The 16,882-nt window shown below is 67.8% G+C and carries 15 protein-coding genes; 12 read left to right on the plus strand and 3 right to left on the minus strand.

Annotation, left to right across the window (positions count from 1 at the left end):
• Positions 1-33: 33 nt before the first annotated feature.
• Both EPO55_RS10175 and EPO55_RS10180 read right to left on the minus strand, forming a co-directional pair.
• On the minus strand, positions 34-558 hold the full coding sequence (locus tag EPO55_RS10175; protein ID WP_296336614.1) for a hypothetical protein: 525 nt from the start codon (positions 556-558) through the stop codon (positions 34-36).
• A gap of 52 nt (positions 559-610) precedes the next feature.
• On the minus strand, positions 611-1,414 hold the full coding sequence (locus EPO55_RS10180) for a glucose 1-dehydrogenase (RefSeq protein WP_296336615.1): 804 nt from the start codon (positions 1,412-1,414) through the stop codon (positions 611-613).
• Positions 1,415-1,464: 50 nt separating this feature from the next.
• Here EPO55_RS10180 and EPO55_RS10185 point away from each other — a divergent pair, with 50 nt between their 5' ends.
• Entirely contained in the window at positions 1,465-2,334 is an 870-nt protein-coding gene (locus EPO55_RS10185) for a TauD/TfdA family dioxygenase (protein ID WP_296336616.1), read from the plus strand.
• Positions 2,335-2,458: 124 nt separating this feature from the next.
• Positions 2,459-3,439, plus strand: a complete 981-nt coding sequence (locus EPO55_RS10190) for a Tim44 domain-containing protein (RefSeq protein ID WP_296336617.1) — start codon at positions 2,459-2,461, stop codon at positions 3,437-3,439.
• A 7-nt stretch (positions 3,440-3,446) separates the two neighbouring features.
• Here the strand turns inward: EPO55_RS10190 and EPO55_RS10195 are convergent, their stop codons facing one another.
• Complete coding sequence (locus EPO55_RS10195) at positions 3,447-3,605, minus strand: hypothetical protein (protein ID WP_296336618.1); 159 nt, start codon at positions 3,603-3,605, stop codon at positions 3,447-3,449.
• A gap of 392 nt (positions 3,606-3,997) precedes the next feature.
• Between EPO55_RS10195 and EPO55_RS10200 the strand changes: the two genes are divergently transcribed.
• From EPO55_RS10200 to EPO55_RS10245, 10 genes are all read left to right on the plus strand, one after another.
• Positions 3,998-5,638 carry an ABC transporter substrate-binding protein gene (locus EPO55_RS10200; protein ID WP_296336619.1) on the plus strand — a complete coding sequence of 547 codons (1,641 nt, stop codon included), beginning with the start codon at positions 3,998-4,000 and terminating at the stop codon, positions 5,636-5,638.
• Between the two features lie 25 nt (positions 5,639-5,663).
• Positions 5,664-6,581, plus strand: a complete 918-nt coding sequence (locus EPO55_RS10205; RefSeq protein WP_296336620.1) for an ABC transporter permease — start codon at positions 5,664-5,666, stop codon at positions 6,579-6,581.
• Positions 6,582-6,694: 113 nt separating this feature from the next.
• Entirely contained in the window at positions 6,695-7,510 is an 816-nt protein-coding gene (locus tag EPO55_RS10210; RefSeq protein ID WP_296336621.1) for an ABC transporter permease, read from the plus strand.
• Positions 7,507-8,496 carry an ABC transporter ATP-binding protein gene (locus EPO55_RS10215; RefSeq protein WP_296336622.1) on the plus strand — a complete coding sequence of 330 codons (990 nt, stop codon included), beginning with the start codon at positions 7,507-7,509 and terminating at the stop codon, positions 8,494-8,496. Before EPO55_RS10210 ends, EPO55_RS10215 begins: the two co-directional genes overlap by 4 nt.
• The gene (locus tag EPO55_RS10220; RefSeq protein ID WP_296336623.1) at positions 8,493-9,497 is read left to right on the plus strand and encodes an oligopeptide/dipeptide ABC transporter ATP-binding protein; all 1,005 of its coding nucleotides are present in this window, start codon (positions 8,493-8,495) and stop codon (positions 9,495-9,497) included. The genes EPO55_RS10215 and EPO55_RS10220 overlap by 4 nt, the downstream gene beginning before the upstream one ends.
• Positions 9,498-9,509: 12 nt before the next feature.
• Positions 9,510-10,742, plus strand: a complete 1,233-nt coding sequence (locus EPO55_RS10225) for a CaiB/BaiF CoA-transferase family protein (RefSeq protein WP_296336624.1) — start codon at positions 9,510-9,512, stop codon at positions 10,740-10,742.
• A 104-nt stretch (positions 10,743-10,846) separates the two neighbouring features.
• Positions 10,847-11,758: an energy transducer TonB gene (locus tag EPO55_RS10230; RefSeq protein WP_296336626.1), complete on the plus strand. Its 912-nt coding sequence runs from the start codon at positions 10,847-10,849 to the stop codon at positions 11,756-11,758.
• 218 nt (positions 11,759-11,976) lie between these two features.
• Positions 11,977-12,615 carry a hypothetical protein gene (locus EPO55_RS10235; RefSeq protein WP_296336627.1) on the plus strand — a complete coding sequence of 213 codons (639 nt, stop codon included), beginning with the start codon at positions 11,977-11,979 and terminating at the stop codon, positions 12,613-12,615.
• Between the two features lie 150 nt (positions 12,616-12,765).
• Positions 12,766-13,755, plus strand: coding sequence for a tripartite tricarboxylate transporter substrate binding protein (locus EPO55_RS10240; RefSeq protein WP_296336628.1), 990 nt, complete (start codon positions 12,766-12,768; stop codon positions 13,753-13,755).
• A 518-nt stretch (positions 13,756-14,273) separates the two neighbouring features.
• The gene (locus EPO55_RS10245) at positions 14,274-16,871 is read left to right on the plus strand and encodes an AMP-binding protein (protein WP_296336629.1); all 2,598 of its coding nucleotides are present in this window, start codon (positions 14,274-14,276) and stop codon (positions 16,869-16,871) included.
• Positions 16,872-16,882 lie beyond the last annotated feature (11 nt).

Here is a 16,882-nt window from a genome sequence, read left to right on the forward strand (position 1 = left end):
GATCCTGTCCGCTTTCCGCCCTTCGCGGGCGTTTCAGGCGGCCTGCGTCTCCGTCTCGGCGGCCTTGATGTTGGAACGCTTGATGTGGTCGAGGTTGGAACCCTCGATGCGCACCAGCTTGGTGAGTCCGTCGCGCTTGGGCGAGTGGACGACGCCGACGTCGTAGAAATGGGCATCGCCCGGCCGCATCACGTAGGACTTCTCCGCCGTCACCAGGGTAGGGGCCTCGCCGTCGCCCTTCTTCACGATGCGCCAGTCGGTCATCTCGGTGTCGCCGACCGCCAGGCCATAGATCGCCCAGCTCGGGCCGTGATCGTGCGGCGCGCCGTGCGCCGGCTTCTCGTAGACATGGCCGCAGATGCAGAAGCCCAGCTCGGGATCCTCGTAGAGCACCTTGCGCGGCTTGCACTGTTCGGCGGTCAGATGCTTGGCGATGAACGCCTCGTCGCGCAGGACCTTCGAGACGATCGCGCAGATCGCCTGTTTGCCGGCGGGTCCGGCATCCGCCTTCAGGGCGGCGCGGATGTCGGTGCCGAGTTGCTCGAGCGTCGTGGCCATGATGTTTCTCCAGCGAAGGGATGCGTTATTTGGGCCGGGCCTCCCGCCAGCGTCAAGGGCGCGTGATCTGGTTGGTCACCGCCCCGCCCGTCGCCGTCCGCCCGCCATCGACGACGAACTGGCCGCCGGTCGTGTTGGCGGCGAGGTCCGAGCACAGGAACAGCACCATGTTGGCGATTTCCTCCACCGTCGAGTAGCGCCCGCTCGGCAGCGCCGCCTGGTAGCGTGCACCGACCGCGTCGGGGTTGGCGGGATCGATCTGCTTCTCCAGCGCATGGATCATGCGCGTGTCGACCGGCCCGGGGCACACCGCGTTCACCCGTATGCCCTGGCGCCCGACATCGCCGGCGGCGACTTTGGTGAGGCCGATCACGGCATGCTTGGATGCGACATAGGCGGGCATGCCGGGCGAGCCGACCAGGCCGGCGACCGAGGCGGTGTTGACCACGGCGCCGCTGCCCTGGCGGATCATCTCCGGCAGGACGTGACGCAGCCCCAGGAACACGCCCTTCACATTGACGCCGATCACGGCATCGAACATCGCCTCGTCATATTCCGCCGTCGGTGCCAGTTTCCCCTCGATGCCGGCGTTGTTGAAGAAGCAGTCGATCCGCCCGAATTTGTCGATCGCCGCCTTCACGTAGGCTTTGACGTCGTCGGATTTGGTGACGTCGGCGGTGACCGCTGCGGCCTCGCCGCCGTTCTGGCGGATGATGCCCGCCGTCGCCTCCGCTGCCGACGCGTCGCGGTCGACCACCACGACCTTGGCGCCGTGCCGCGCGAAGCCTATCGAGGCGGCCCGGCCGATGCCGTTGCCGCCGCCGGTGATCAAGGCAACCTTGCCGGTGAAATCCATGTTCCTGCCCCTTGTCCAATGTTTGGGGAAGTTTACCATCGGCAACCGTCATGGCCATCACCGTCACAGCTCGTCACCCCGCCCTCGGTGCGGAAGTCCGCGGTGTCGACATGCGCGAGCCGCTAGACGATGCGACAGTGCAGGCGATCGGCGATGCCTGGATGAAGCATCTGGTCCTGGTGTTTCCCGACCAGCGCATTACAGACCAGGAGCACGTGGCCTTCACCCGCCATTTCGGCGAGCCCGAGATCTTCCACCAGACGTCGCTTCATCTCCGCTCGGACCGGGTAAAGGAAATCTTCCTCGTCTCGAATGTCGATGACCAGAACCGCCTGATGGCGCCCTCGGCGCCGTCGCAGAAGCAGCTCTCCTCGTCGCGGATGTGGCACACCGATTCGAGCTACCGGCCGACACCCAGCGTCGGCTCGCTGCTGCACGGCATCGAAATCAGCCGGACCGGCGGCATCACCCAGTTCATCAACATGTACCGGGTCTACGACGATCTGCCCGACAGCCTGCGCCGCCAGGTCGAAGGCCGCCGGGCACGGCACGACTTCAGCATGCTGCACCGGCTGGTGGGATCGCCGCCGCCGACGCCGGAGGAGCAGGCGGCGATGCCGCCCGTCTGGCACCCGATGGTGCGGCGCCATCCCGTCACCGGCGCCAGGTCGCTCTACATCAGCTCGATCTACAACGATGCGGTCGAGGGCCTCGCCGAGGCCGCGGCGCGCAAGTTGATCGAGGAGCTGTCGGAATTCGCGGCCCAGCCGCAATACATGTACCGGCATGTCTGGGAGCCCGACGACGTGCTGATGTGGGACAACCGCTGCACCGTTCACGCCGTCACCCCGCACGACCCTGGCGAACGCCGCGTCATGCACCGGACGACCATCGTCGGCACCGAACCCGTCCTGGTCTGAGCAGACACAATAGTGCCGCCGACGCCTTGAACGGTGGGCCATTCGCCCTAACATAGCGGCCGTTGGCCCGAAATATCACTCGTTGGCCCGACTTGGCCAGGCCCGGCACAGGGATGCTCGAAAAATGAAGACCACTCGCTGGCTCGCGGTCATCGCCGCCCTCATCATCGTGGCGCCATCATTGGCATCGTCCCCGGCTGACGCCCGCGCTGGCGCGGGCGGGAGTTCCGGCAGCCGCGGCGGCAAGACCGGCCAGGCGCCCGCGCCGACCCAGACCGCGCCCAGCGCGAAGCCGATAGAACGCAGCGCGACGCCGGCGCAGAAGCCCGCGACGGCTGCCCCGGCCTCGGCCGCGGCGCAGCCCGGCGGCTTCATGGCACGCAACCCGTTCCTCTCCGGCCTGATGGGCGGGATGCTGGGCGCTGGCCTGATCGGCATGATGTTCGGTGGTGGCTTTGCCGGCGGCCTCGGCGGCGCGGCCGGCATGCTGGGCCTGCTCGTGCAGCTGCTGCTGATCGGCGGACTCGCCTACCTCGCCGTCCGGCTGTGGCGCGCCAGGAGCGGCGCCCAGGCCCAGCCCGCCCATGCCTATTCCGCCGCGACGCCCCGGATGGCCGAGCCGCCGATGGCGCGCCAAGGTCTCGGTGCCGGTCCCGGGGCCGGCGCCGGTATGGCCGCTCTGGCAGGCACCGTGTCGGCGCAGCTTGCCATCACCACCGAGGACTACACCGCCTTCGAGACCCTGTTGGCCGACGTCCAGGCCGCCTACAGCAAAGGCGATCTCGCGAAGCTGCGCGGCCTCGCGACGCCGGAGATGCTGGGCTACTTCTCGGAAGAGCTGTCGGCCGACGCAAGCCGGGGTGTCGAGAACAAGGTCGAGGCGGTGAAGCTCGAGCAGGGTGACCTGTCAGAGGCCTGGAGCGAGGCCGGTATCGACTACGCCACCGTCGCCATGCGCTTCAGCATGATCGATGTCACCCGCTCGCTCGCCGATGGCAGGATCGTCGCCGGCAGCGACACGGTGCGTACCGAGGCGACGGAGATCTGGACCTTCCTGCGCAGCCGCGGCGGCGAGTGGATCCTGTCGGCCATCCAGCAGAGCTGACGGTCGGCTAATCCTTGGGGCGGGCCAGTGCCGCCTCGGCCATGCGTTCGACGCCTTCGATCGCCGCCTCGAGAGACCGCAGGGCATCCAGCGTCATGCGCAGGTGTGCCACGGTCACCCGGTCGGCCACGACCGCCTGACCTTCGACCGGTGCCGCAAAGCGCACCGCTTCGAGGGTATGTTCGCGACCGCGCCGTTGAACCCGAAGATTGGCGCGCGGTCGAAATAGACGAACGGCGCGGCGGCGCTCGCAAGCTCGCAAAGACCTCCGCTGGGACTGCGCTTCCGCTTGGCGGCTGGCAGCATCCTGACGATTTTATCGGACATGGCGACGTCCTCCTAATGGCGGCAGCTGCGGGGTTGCTCAGGCAGGATACGACATTCGGGAGGCGGACTTCGCGCAATCGCATCCATTCTGGATGCTTCGCCTTCTCGCGACTCGCGTTGGACGAGGAACCAGCTGCTATTGACAAGTTTTCGAGACGCAACCGATAGTCGCTGCGCGGTTAGTTGAGTCCCAAGAACCAACAACGCTCGGTCGACCTTAGGGAGGTCTCCATGTTCCGGCATCTCGTGAGAACGACGGCTCTTGTTGTCGCCTTGGCAGTCGCCGCCGCGGCGCCGGTTCGCGCCCAGGACCAGAAGGGCACGCTCGTCTTCGCCGTCGAATCGCTGGGTGCCCAGACGCTCGATCCGATCCTCGAAGGGCGACCGGGCAACGCGGTCTACCAGGCCGTCATGTACGACTCGCTGGTCGGCTTCGATCTCGAAAAGGGCGGCGTCGGTCCCGGTGTCGCCGAGCGCTGGGAACTCTCGCCCGATGGCCTGACGTGGACCTTCCATATCCGGCCCGGCCAGACCTTCCACAATGGCGACAAGCTCACGGCGCACGACGTCAAGTTCAGCCTCGAGCGCCAGATGGGTCCGGGCTCGCTCGCATCCGCCGCGGCGAGCATGCGGCGTACGATCAAGAGCATCGAGGTGGCGGGCGACCTGACGGTGAAGGTGCAGACCACCAGCCCCCAGATCGGCCTGCCGGCCTCGCTGTCGCGCGCGGTGGCACCGGAGGGCGCCATCATGCCCAAGGCCTATATCGAAAAGGTCGGCGAGGAGGAGTTCCGCAAGAAGCCGGTCGGCAGCGGCCCCTGGAAGTTCGTGCGCAACGTGCCGGGCGATCGCATCGAGTTCACCGCCGTCACCACGCCGCACTGGCGTGGCCGCCCGCACTTCAAGGAACTGGTCATGCTGCTGGTGCCGGAGGAAAGCACGCGCGTGGCCATGGTGCGCACCGGCGAGGCGGCGATCGCCTCGATCGGGCCCGAAACCATGCTCGGCGCCACGCGCGCCGGGTTGGAGGTGCTGTCGGTGCCCGGCACGATGCAGGCGATCTTCCAGTTCTGGGGGACCTGGCGGCCGGAAGTGAAGGATTCGCCGATCGCCAAGGTGCGGGTGCGCCAGGCGCTGTCGCTGGCGATCGACCGCAAGCAGGTGATCGAGCACGTCATGAACGGCAAGGCACGGATGCCGTATCCCTTCGCCACCTTCGGCTACACCGACTTCTTCAGCGCCGACCGTTGGAAGAAATGGGCGGATGAGGCCTATCGCTACGATCCGGCGCTGGCCAAGAAGATCCTGGCCGAGGAGGGCTATCCCAACGGTTTCGAGCTTAAGTTCGCCAACACGGCGTTGCCGGGCACGCAGTTCATGGTCGATATCGGCACCGCCATCGCCGACATGTGGACCAAGGTCGGCGTCAAGGTGACGCTCAAGCACTACGAGTGGGGCTCGTTCGCGCCGCTCGAACGCGGCGACCAGGCGCCGCTCACCGGCTGGGCCTCGATGTACCGCACCGCCGGCCGGCCCGATGCGCCCTGGCGCTACAACGGTGCTTTCTCGCCCGACAGCATCCAGCGCCTGCTGGGCGACAAGGGCAACTGCCAGGAGGCGTGCCAGGAGTTCGAGAAGACCTACCGCGCCCTGGGCTCCGAACTCGACAGGGCCAAGCGCACGGCGCTGACCGACCACATGGTCGAGGTGACGGCCAATACCTGGACGGTGATTCCGATCCTCGAGGGCATGGGCTACTACGCGATCAACACCAAGAAGGTCGGGCAGTTCGCTCCGATCCCCGGCCGTCACGAGCTGGGCGACGTGTTCGAGCGCATCCCGCGCCCGGAGCAGAAGCCCTGGAAGAAGTGACGGAGCGCGCGGGTTCGGGCGCGCCATGAAACGCTACATCGCGCGCCGCCTGATGCAGGGTGCGGTCCTGCTCTGCATGGTGGCGACGATCGTGTTCTTCCTCGGCCGGCTGACCGGCAATCCGGTCGATCTGATGCTGCCCGAGGACGCCACACCCGAGGACCGCGCCGCGCTCACCCAGACGCTCGGCCTCGACGGTCCGGTCCTCGACCAGTTCGCGATCTTCGTCGGCAAGGCGATCCACGGCGATCTCGGCATGTCGATCCGCATGAAGCAGCCGGCGGTCGAGGCCTTCTTCGACCGCCTGCCCAACACGCTCGTGCTCATTCCCTGGGCGATCCTGCTGGGCATGCTGCTCGGCATCCCGCTCGGCGTGGTGGCGGCGCTTCACCGCGGCAGCTTCCTCGACCGCGCGGCGGGGACGGTCGCGGTGCTGGGCATCGCGATGCCGAGTTTCTGGCTCGGCATCCTGCTGATCTTCGTCTTCAGCGTCGAGCTGGGCTGGCTGCCGTCCGGACGCATGGGCGGCCCGGCGCACTATGTCCTGCCGGTCATCACGCTGGCGACGTTCCTCGTGGCCGGTTTCATGCGCATCACGCGCTCGGCCATGCTGGAAGTGATGGAGAGCGAGTTCGTCAAGCTCGCGCGCATCAAGGGGCTGAGCGAGGCCGTGGTGATCTGGAAGCATTGCCTGCGCAATGCCCTGATCCCGGTGCTCACCCTGTGGGGTGTGTTCGTCGGCAACCTGATCACCGGCGCCATCGTGACCGAGACGGTGTTCGCCTGGCCCGGCATTGGGCGCCTCACCTACGAGGCCGTGATCTACCGCGACTTTCCGCTGCTGCAGGCGGTGATCATCCTGAAATCGATCCTGATCCTCTCGATCAACCTCGGCGTCGACATTCTCTATGCCTATGTCGACCCGCGCATCCGGGTCACCTGACCATGGCCGTTGTTGAACGTCCGAGTTCCACCGACCCGGTCGCGCCCCGGCTGTCGTTGTGGCGTCTTGTCTGGCCGGCGAGGATTCCCGGGGGATTTCGGCGTACGTCGCGCGTGCCCTGGATACCGATCGCCATCATCTCGGCGATCGTCGTCATGGCGCTTTTCGCACCGCTGCTGGCGCCCTATTCGCCGATCGACCAGACGCTGCGCGACAAGCTGTTGCCGCCGGCCTGGATGGCGGGCGGCAGCGACAAGTACTTCCTCGGCACCGACGCCTTCGGTCGAGACATCCTGAGCCGCCTCATCTACGGCGCGCGGGTCAGCCTGATGGTGGCGCTGCTGGCGCTGACCGCCGGCGGCGGTGTCGGCCTGGCTGTCGGCATCGTCGCGGGTTACGTCGGCGGCGCGGTCGACAGCGTGCTGATGCGCCTGGTCGACGCCGCCTTCACCTTTCCAGCCATCCTGTTCGCGTTGCTGCTCGCCGTCACCATGGGCCAGGGCCTGGGCACGCTGGTGACCGCCATCAGCCTGCTTCTGTGGGCGAGCTTCGCGCGCGTCATCAGGGGCGAGGTGCTGTCGCTCCGGCAGCGCGACTTCGTGGCCCTCGCGCGGGTGCGCGGCTGCTCGGCCCCGCGCATCATGCTGACCCACATCCTGCCCAACGTGCTCAACACCTTCATGGTCCTGGTGACGCTCAACATCGGTGTCGTGATCATCGCCGAGGCGACGCTGAGCTTCCTCGGCGCCGGCATACCGCCGCCGACACCGACCTGGGGCCTGATGATCTCCGAGGGGCGGGGGCGCATCGCCGATGCCTGGTGGGTGGCGCTGATCCCCGGCATCGCCATCACGCTGATGGTGCTCTCGGTCAACCTGTTCGGCGACTGGCTGCGCGACCGGCTCGATCCGAGGCTGCGCCAGCTATGACGCCTGATACGAGCGGCGAAACCGTTCTCGAGGTCCGCGACCTGCACACCCACTTCTTCCTGCGCCGCGGCGTGGTGAAGGCAGTCGACGGCGTGAGCTTCTCGCTCCGGCGCGGGGAAGTGCTGGGCCTGGTGGGCGAATCGGGCTGCGGCAAGAGCCTCACGGCGCTGTCGCTGATGCGGCTGCTGCCGAAGGGCGGCGCCCGCACCATCAAGGGCGAGGTGCGGCTGGGCGGTCGGAACATCCTGGAGTGCACGCCGGCGGAAATGCGCGAGATCCGCGGGCGGCGGATCTCGATGGTGCTGCAGGACCCGCAGACCTCGCTCAATCCGGTGTTCACGATCGGCGACCAGCTGCGCGAGGCGATCGTGCGCCGCCGGCGCGCCTCCGGTGTTCCGGTGATGGAGGAGGCGGTGGCGGCACTGCGCCGCGTCGAGATCGCCGCGCCCGAGCAGCGCATCGGCCAGTATCCGCACCAGATGAGCGGCGGCATGAAGCAGCGCGTCGTGGGCGCCATCGCCATCAGCGGCGAGCCCGGGGTGCTGATCGCCGACGAGCCCACCACCGCGCTCGATGTCACGATCCAGTTGCAGTACCTGAAGCTGCTGAAACGCCTGCAGGCCGAAACCGGCATGGCGATCCTGTTCATTACCCACGATTTCGGCGTCGTCGGGCGCATGTGCGACCGTGTGGCGGTGATGTACGCCGGCCGCATCGTCGAATGTGGTCCAGTACAGCGGATCTTCGAGGCGCCGCAGCATCCCTATACCCGGGCGCTGATCGCCTCGGTGCCCAAGATGACGGGCTCTGTCGGCCGGCTGGCCACGATCGAGGGCCAGCCACCGTCGCTAATGGACCTGCCGGTGGGCTGCCGCTTCGCCTCGCGCTGCGCCCATGTCGAGCAGCGCTGCCTCGACGCCTATCCCGGCACCGTCCGGGTCGGCGAGGAACACACCGCGGATTGCTGGAAAGTGATGCCCTCGTGAGCGCCAATACCCGGGATGCAGCGCCACTTCTGCGCGTCGAAGGGCTGCGCAAGCATTTCGCGCTCACCAAGGGCATCCTGTTCGCCAAGACGCTCGGCCACATCAAGGCGGTGGACGACGTATCCTTCGACATAAGGGCCGGTGAGACACTGGGCCTGGTGGGCGAGTCGGGATGCGGCAAGACCACGACGTCGCGCATGATCCTCAATCTCGAGGATCCGACCGAGGGCCGGATCCTGCTCGACGGCGAGCCGATCCACGGCCTGCGGGGAGAGGCGCTCAGCGCCTACCGCGCCAGGGTCCAGGCGGTGTTCCAGGATCCCTGGTCGTCGCTCAACCCGCGCATGAAGGTGGGGCGCACCATCGCCGAATCGCTGATCGTCAACGCCTCCAGGAATCGGGGGAGGGGCGACCGGGCACAGATCGACGCGCGGGTGCGCGAACTCCTGCTTCAGGTCGGCCTGCGTCCCGAGCAGGCGCAGCAGTATCCGCACGAGTTCAGCGGCGGCCAGCGCCAGCGCGTGGCGCTTGCGGCAGCACTCGCCTCGCGGCCCAAGCTGATCGTGCTCGATGAGCCGGTCTCGGCGCTCGACGTGTCGATCCGGGCCCAGATGATGAACCTCCTGAAGGACATCCAGGCCCAGGACGACGTGGCATACCTGCTGGTGGCTCACGACCTCGCCACCGTGCGCCACATGGCCGACCACACGGTGGTGATGTACCTCGGCAAGATCGTCGAGCAGGCGCCGACCGCCTCCCTGTTCGACGACGTTCGCCATCCCTATACCAAGGCCCTGTTCTCGGCCGTTCTGGTGGCATGGCCGGGGCAGGCGGCTGAGGAGATCGAACTCAGGGGCGAGGTGCCGTCGCCGCTCGATCCACCGTCCGGTTGCCGCTTCCACACGCGCTGTCCCTATGTCATGCCGCACTGCTCGCAGCGGGAACCGGCGCTGCGCGAGGTCTCGCCCGGCCACTTCGTCGCCTGTCATCTGTTCGAATAGGAGAGAGCGTCAATGTCCGCACCGCCCAGCTCTTCATCATGGGGCCCGCTGCAGGGCGTAAAGGTCGTTTCCTGCTCGACGGCGCAGGCCGGTACCGTGCCTTACATGCTGATGGCCGATCTCGGCGCCGACGTCATCAAGATCGAGGTGCCGGAAGGTGGCGACGGCTCGCGCCAAATGACCGTGTTGCCCGGCATGCCCTCGACGTTCTTCGAGACCAACAATCGCGGCGTGAAGAGCGTGACGCTCAATCTAAAATCGCCGGAAGGCCGCGCCATCCTGCACAAGCTGGTCGCCAAAGCCGACATCTTCGGCCAGAACTTCCGGCCAGGTGCTGCCGAAAAGAACGGCTTCGGCTACGAGGAACTGCGCAAGATCAATCCCAGGCTCGTCTATGTGTCGATCTCGGGCTACGGCACCAAGGGGCCGAACGGACATCTGCCGGGCACCGACTCGATGGCGCAGGCGCTGGGCGGCATCGCCGAGGCCTATTCCAATCCCGGCCTGCCGATGCGCACCGGCATCGCCTCGGTGGCCGACGAGAGCTGCGCCATGCTGGCCTTTGGCGGCGCGCTTGCGGCACTCACCCACGCGCGCACCACGGGCCAGGGCCAGAAGATCGAACTGTCGCTGCTCGGTGCGGTGATCCGGCTGATGGGCTGGACCTTCACCACGACGATGTGGCGCGACAAGAATCCAGTGACGGGCCAGGCGCGCATCACCGGCACGGCGCAGCGTCCCGGCATCAGTGCCAGCTTCAACGACCGCCACGGCAAGCCCCTGGTGTTCCAGCTCACCGGGCCGGAGAACTGGCACGACGCCATGGCGGGCCTGGGCTTTGCCGAACGCATCAAGGCGGCGGGCTTCGAGAATCTCGGCGTCATCATCGACAACGACGAAAAGCGCATCGAGCTCCTGGCGCTGCTCGACGCGCTGTTCGCCACCGGCACGCGCGATGAATGGGTGGCGAAGCTGCGCGGCGCCGACATCGTCTCGGCGCCGATCAACACGCTCCTGGAAGCCTCGAACGATCCCGACGTGCTGGCCAACGGCTACGTCACCCATGTCGACTACCCGAAGTTCGGCAGGAAGCTCAAGGTGCACGGCACGCCCTGGCAATTCTCCGAGACGCCGGCCAAACCCGGCATCGCGCCCGAACTTGGCGAGCACAACGCCACCGTGCTGGGCGAGCTTGGCTACAGTGCGGCCGACGTGGCGGACCTGAAGGCCAGAAAGATCATCTGACCGCTCTTCTGCTGTCCGTCTTCTCCCGGCACGTCTCGGCACCGTCTTTGCCGCAGGGTCGCCACGATGGCGCGGCATGAGGTTCCATCCTAGCTTTTCCCGTCATGGCCCACGCCATCAGCACCCTGTCCTCGCGGTCCGACCGCCTGTCGCCCGTCGCGGTGGCGCTGGCGGTGCTGCTGCATGCGCTGGTGCTGCTGGCGCTGTGGGGCCTGTCGATCTACCAGCCCCGGCCGCTGCCGCCCGACGAGGTCATCGAAGTCTCGTTCGAGCCGCCGAAGCCGCCGCCGCCTCTGGAGAAGACACCTCCGGCGCCGCCCGTCGAATTGGGCCTGCGACCGCCGGCGGCCATCACGTCCGACCGGCCGACCCAGGCGCTGCCGGCCGAGCCGCTGTCGAAGGTGGTGCCCACGCCGCCGCCACCGCTGCCGTCGCCGCGTGACGCGGCGCGTCTGCCGCAATCCCAGCTGGCGCCACCCCAGCCGTCCCTGCCTCCACCGCCGTTGCCGAGGCCGTTCGAGACGCCGGCGCTGCCCGAACCGGCACCGGTTCCGGCGCCGACCATGCAGTCGCTGCTGGCACCACCCACGCCGCCGCCGCCCGCACCGCGCCCCGACCTGCGACCCTCGCCGCTCACCCCGGCGCCGCAGCGGCGGCCACCCGCCGCCGAGTCGAAGGAGGAGCCATCGCCTCATCCCTTCGTCAATCCCGCCGACGCCTTCAGCCGTGCCCGCGTCGCCGACAATTATCTCTGGCAGGTCGCGCGCAAGCTCGAGGGCTACCGCTACAACGCCAACGTCAACGTAAGCCGCGGCGTCACCGTGGTCCGCGTCGTCATCGCCCGCGACGGCAGGCTGCTCAACGTCAGCATCGCCCGCTCGAGCGGCGTGCCGGAATTCGATCGCGGCGTCCTGGCCGGCGTGCGCTCGGGCTCGCCCTACGCGCCACTGCCGCCCGACATCAAGGGCGAGAGCGCCAGTTTCGACCTGCCGCTGGTCTCCATAACGGGCCGCTGATCCCGCCGTTGATCCCCTTGTGTTCTCTTTGCCCATGCGCCGGAGCTTGATCCAGCGCAAGGCGCCGGGGTCGTCTCAGACCTACTGGAAATTCACGCGTGTTGGACGTAGGGTTGGCAATACCCGCCGTGCCTTGCCGCGGAGTGGGTGCGGGTGCGTTCGCTCATCGTGCGTCCCGTGTCGAGATTGATCATCTGCATTGAAGAGGGGGAGCTGTCATGTTCCAAGCCAATCGCCGTTCGACCTTGAAGCTGTTGGGAGGCGCCGCGCTCACGGTGGCGGCTCTGCCCGTCCTGTCGCATTCGGTCGCTGCGCAGGACGATCTCGTCGTGCCGAACAGCCTGCAGAACTTCAAGCGTGGCACGATCCACAGCATGCATCCGGAGCAGCGCAGCTTCACCATCATCTGGGAAGATCTCGGCCGGGTGAAGATGAAGGCCGCCGATCTCGTCACCAACTTCGGGTCGCTCAAGGTCGGCCAGATCGTCGACGTCCACTGGTACGACTACATGGACTTCCTGATCGCGCCGAAGACGCCCGCGAGCGTGGCCCGCGCCGCCGAGATGAAGAAGCAGAATGCGCGTCTCGTGGGCATTCCCGGCGCCCAGGAGCGGATCATCCTGTGGGAAATGGACGGCATGACCACGAAGATCGACAAGGCGACCAATACGATCTTCCTGATCAACGCCTCCGGCGGCGAGCCCGACAAGCCCTCGCCCGACAGCGGCGAAGTCATCCAGATGCCGCCGGTCGTCACGGCGCAGGGCAAGGCGGCCTTGGCCGCCCTCGGACCGGGCCAGCAGCTCGTCACCGTGTGGAGCCGGCAGACCGCCATCAAGGTCACGATCATCCGCTAGTTGCGGCCGACTTTCGAGACGACTCCGGGGCCGCAGGGCCCCGGAGTTCGTTTTGACGGGTCTTTTTAGGGGTCGCCCCTCGAGTGGCACGCTGCTTGCCCCTTCTGTCTGCCCATGGTCAGGTTTGACGAAACGGAGGGCCCGACAGCCGTGCATCATCTCACCAGGCACCATCTCACTAGACGATCCGCCCTCATCGGCGCTTCCCTCCTGCCGCTTGCCGGCGCGGGCCCCTCCCAGGCCCAGACGAAATTTCCGGACCGGCCGATCAAGCTGATCATCCCGTGGGCCGCCGGCGGGCCGGCCGATGCCGGCTTTCGCATCCTGGCCGAATCGGTCAGTCAGAAGCTCGGCCAGCCGGTCGTCGTCGAGAACAAGGGCGGCGCCGCAGGCGTGCTGGGGGCGCTCGCCCTACAGGACGCCAAGCCCGACGGCTACACGATCTGCCAGATGCACATGAGCATGCTGCGCCAGCCCATGCTCAACCCGGCGCTCAAGTACGATCCGATCAAGGATCTCACCTACATCCTGCAGATCACCGGCTTCGTCATGGGCGTGGTGGTGCGCACCGAGGCGCCGTGGAAGACGCTGCCCGAGCTCCTGGCCTACGCCAAGGCCAATCCCGGCAAGCTCAACTGGGGGACCTTGGGCGCGGGCTCGACCCAGCACCTCGCCATGGAGGGGCTCGGCATGGCCCAGGGCCTCAGCTGGACGCATGCGCCCTATCGCGGCACCGCCGACACGATGCGTGCGCTGCTGGGCGGCGAGATCGACTTCGCCTCGGAATCCTCGGGCTGGGCGCCGATGGTGATGGCGGGCAAGCTGCGGCTGCTCGCGGTCTTCACCGCCCAGCGCGCCAAGCGCTTCCCCGACGTGCCGACCGTGCGTGAGCTCGGTCTCGGCATTGTCGTCGACAGCCCGGGCGGCCTGGTCGGTCCGCGCGGCATGGATCCCGCCGTGGTCAAGATCCTGGCAGATGCCTTCCGCGCCGCCGCGCAGGAGCCCAAGCACCTGGCGTTCCTCGACAACATGGACCAGCCGCTCCTCCTGCTCGACGGCCCCGCCTATCGCGAGGCGATGGTGAAGGCCCAGGAGCAGGAGCGCGAACTCTTGCGTCGTCTGAAGCTGTTGCCGGCATAGGTGGGGCGCGCCGCCGGGCGCCCGGATTCACCGGAAAATCTTCCGGATACCGGGGCAATGCAAAATTGCTGTCGTCTCGATCCTTTTCGCGGCGCGTTTAATTTGCAGCTTGCAGTGCCGCCGCAACCTTGGTCTGCGATGATCGATGGAGGCGGTACAACCTGTCAGGTAGCCGTTCGATGGGCGGCGGGTCGGTCCGCAGGAGCGGGTGCGTGGTTCGCGTCCGATGTGAAGCGAACCCTTCGCAGTGAGAGCCTTTTGCATGGGCTTTGCCGACGGCAAAGACAGGGCATGTCGATCGATGCAATCGCCCTCTGTTCTTTTTGCTATAAGCAGGATCGCGCGTAGCTTCGTTTCGCTCTGGATGGGAATTTGACCAGTCGTTCGGAACCGGCTCGAGCCGGCCAAGCGAGGTTGTCGTGAGATCAAGGGCTCCGTGTCGAGCCATGGGACGACTGAAGATTGCAACCCTCGTCACCGCGGGCGGTGCCGGGGCGCCGCCTCGTTCTGGATGACAGATGCCGTTCGTCAGTGAAGTCCTTGCCCGTCATGGCAGGCGCGATCCGAATGCGATCGCGCTGCTGTGCGAGGGAATTGAACCTCTCACCTTTGCCGCGCTCGATCGCCATGTCCGGCGGATCGGCGAGCAGCTGCAGGCTGCCGGCATCGGCCCGTCGTCGCGGGTCGGCATTGCCCTGCCGCGCAGTCCGGAGGCTGCTCTGCTGAGCCTTGCCGTCTGCTGCAACGCGACGATGCTGCCGATCAATCCCAATCTCTCCGCGGCCGATCTCGAGGTGGAGGTGTCGCGGCTGCGGCCCGATGCCCTGATCGTCGCGGGTGGGACGGAGCTGCCGGCGTGGGTAACCAAGGCCGGGGACGGCTGCGCGCTCTTCCAGGTCTCCGCGCCGGCCTCCGGGACCGTCTCGTCTTTCGATGACATCGAGCTGCGCCGACTCCGTCCAGCTCGTCGGCCGCGACGCCCCGGGCCGGTGAACGGCGACGCCGTGGCCGTCATTTTCAGGACCTCCGGCACGACTGGTGTCGCCAAGCGCGTTCCCGTGACCCACGGCAACCTGATCGAGATGGCGGAGAAGATGGAACGATGGCTCGGCCTGACGCCGGCCGACCGCTCGCTCTGCATCCTGCCGATCTATTACAACGCCGGCTTCAAGGCGACCTTGCTGGCGCCGCTGTTGATCGGCTGCAGCGTTGTGATGCCGGCCACGACCAATCCGCACGACTTCGATCGATGGGTCGCCGCGTTCCGGCCGACCTGGATCACGGCGGCGCCGGCCTTCCTGACGGCCGTGCTCGAAAAAGTGCGAACCCTGCCGGCCGGGCAGCTTCGGCATTCCCTGCGCTTCGTGCTGTCGACCGCCTCGTATCTCGCCGAACCGGTGCGCCGCGAGCTGGAAGACCTGCTCGCCGTGCCGGTCCGGGAATTCTACGGGCTTGCCGAGGCCGGCATGATGACCGCGCCCGCGCTCGCGCCGGGCGACGCGCATCCCGGGACGGTCGGCCGCGTTCCCGCGGGCGAACTCGCGATCCGCGACGACGGCGGTGCCTTCCTGCCGCCGGGCGAGGTCGGGCAGGTGATGGTGCACGGTCCCAGCGTGACGCCGGGCTACCTCGACGACATCGACGGCCGGCCAGGCGGCCTCGAGGACGGCTGGCTCGCCACCGGCGATCTCGGCGTCGTCGATGCCGAAGGCTTCCTCACCATCGCCGGCCGCAGCCGCGAGATCATCAACCGCGGCGGCGAGAAGATATCGCCCTACGACGTGGAAAAGGCGCTGCTGCGCCATCCGGCGGTGCGCGAGGCCGCGGCCTTTGCCGTGCCCCATCAGCGGCTGGGCGAAATCGTCGCCGCCGCCGTGACCTTGAAGCCGGAGGCGGAGGCGACCTCCTCGGACCTGCTGGCCTTCCTCCACGACGGGCTCGCGCCCGTCCAGATGCCGAGGCAGGTCGCGGTGGTGCCGGATCTGCCGCGTGGCGCGACGGGCAAGATTTCGCGGTCGCAGCTCTCCGCCGCCTGGGCAGAGCGGCCGCGCCGCCTCGCGCCGCCGGTCGAGCCGCTGCAGTTCCTGATCGCCGACCTCTGGCGCAAGTGGCTGCAGCGCGACGACATCGGCATCGACGACGACTTCTTCGAGATCGGTGGCGATTCCCTGCTAGCGACCGAGATGATGCTCGAGCTCGATGCCGTCACCGGCCGGCCCGTCTCCTTCGCCGACCTCGATGCCGGCTTCACCATCCGCCGCCTCGCCCAGGCGCTGGTCCGCGGCGTCAGGGCCGAGGGCCGGCTGGTCGACCGGATCCGCGAGGGCAGGGGAACGCCTTTGTTCCTCTTCCACGGCGACTTCGACGGTCTCGGCCTCTATGCGCCGCAGCTGGCCGAGCGGCTGGGCAGCGACGCGCCGGTCTTCGTCGTCCATTCCAACCTCGACCGGGCGGCAGGCGTGTCGACGATCGAGCAGATGGCGCGCGCCTGCCTGCCGCACCTGCTGGAGGCATGGCCGGAGGGTCCCTTTTGCCTGGCCGGCTTCTGCCATGGCGGCCTCACCGCCTGGGCGGTGGCCCACGAGCTGCAGGCCAGCGGCCGCGAGGTGAAAAGCGTGACCCTGATCGACAGCTTCTCCCTCAATGCCCGGCCCCCGGTGCGCGCGGTCCACGGCGCGTTGATGGCGGTGCGCCGGATCGTGCCCGGGGCGGCGGGCGAGTGGCTGTGGGCGGGCGGCATGCCGCTGACATGGGTGCTGGCGCGCCGCGTCCTGAACAGCGACGGCGCCATCCTGCGGCGGGTGATGCGCCGGATCGGCAACCGGCACTTCACCGTCCACGGACCGGGATCGGTGTCCACCCTGCGCACCCTCTATTTCGATGCCATGTCGAAGTACCTGCCGCCGCGGATCGATGCCCGCGTGCAGTGTCTCCTCAGCGAGGAAATGGCCGACCGGGCGGAGTTCTCGCCCGACGCGTGGCGGCCGCTGGCCCGCAGCCTCCATCACGACGGCATCAGGGGCGATCACGCGACCTGCATCACGCGGCATGTCGGCGACCTGGCAGCGAAGCTCGGCGCCTGGCATCGCCACATCAATGAGCCGCCCGGGCGGTGAGCCCCCGGCCG

This window comes from Reyranella sp. (genome assembly GCF_004296935.1).
Taxonomy (GTDB): Bacteria; Pseudomonadota; Alphaproteobacteria; order Reyranellales; family Reyranellaceae; genus Reyranella.

What these genes read in the sequence shown, in the direction of transcription:
- EPO55_RS10175 (WP_296336614.1), bottom strand. Translation starts at nt 558, where the DNA reads ATGGCCACGACGCTCGAGCAACTCGGCACCGACATCCGCGCCGCCCTG.
- EPO55_RS10180 (WP_296336615.1), bottom strand. Translation starts at nt 1,414, where the DNA reads ATGGATTTCACCGGCAAGGTTGCCTTGATCACCGGCGGCGGCAACGGC.
- EPO55_RS10185 (WP_296336616.1), top strand. Translation starts at nt 1,465, where the DNA reads ATGGCCATCACCGTCACAGCTCGTCACCCCGCCCTCGGTGCGGAAGTC.
- EPO55_RS10190 (WP_296336617.1), top strand. Translation starts at nt 2,459, where the DNA reads ATGAAGACCACTCGCTGGCTCGCGGTCATCGCCGCCCTCATCATCGTG.
- EPO55_RS10200 (WP_296336619.1), top strand. Translation starts at nt 3,998, where the DNA reads ATGTTCCGGCATCTCGTGAGAACGACGGCTCTTGTTGTCGCCTTGGCA.
- EPO55_RS10205 (WP_296336620.1), top strand. Translation starts at nt 5,664, where the DNA reads ATGAAACGCTACATCGCGCGCCGCCTGATGCAGGGTGCGGTCCTGCTC.
- EPO55_RS10215 (WP_296336622.1), top strand. Translation starts at nt 7,507, where the DNA reads ATGACGCCTGATACGAGCGGCGAAACCGTTCTCGAGGTCCGCGACCTG.
- EPO55_RS10225 (WP_296336624.1), top strand. Translation starts at nt 9,510, where the DNA reads ATGTCCGCACCGCCCAGCTCTTCATCATGGGGCCCGCTGCAGGGCGTA.
- EPO55_RS10230 (WP_296336626.1), top strand. Translation starts at nt 10,847, where the DNA reads ATGGCCCACGCCATCAGCACCCTGTCCTCGCGGTCCGACCGCCTGTCG.
- EPO55_RS10235 (WP_296336627.1), top strand. Translation starts at nt 11,977, where the DNA reads ATGTTCCAAGCCAATCGCCGTTCGACCTTGAAGCTGTTGGGAGGCGCC.
- EPO55_RS10245 (WP_296336629.1), top strand. Translation starts at nt 14,274, where the DNA reads ATGCCGTTCGTCAGTGAAGTCCTTGCCCGTCATGGCAGGCGCGATCCG.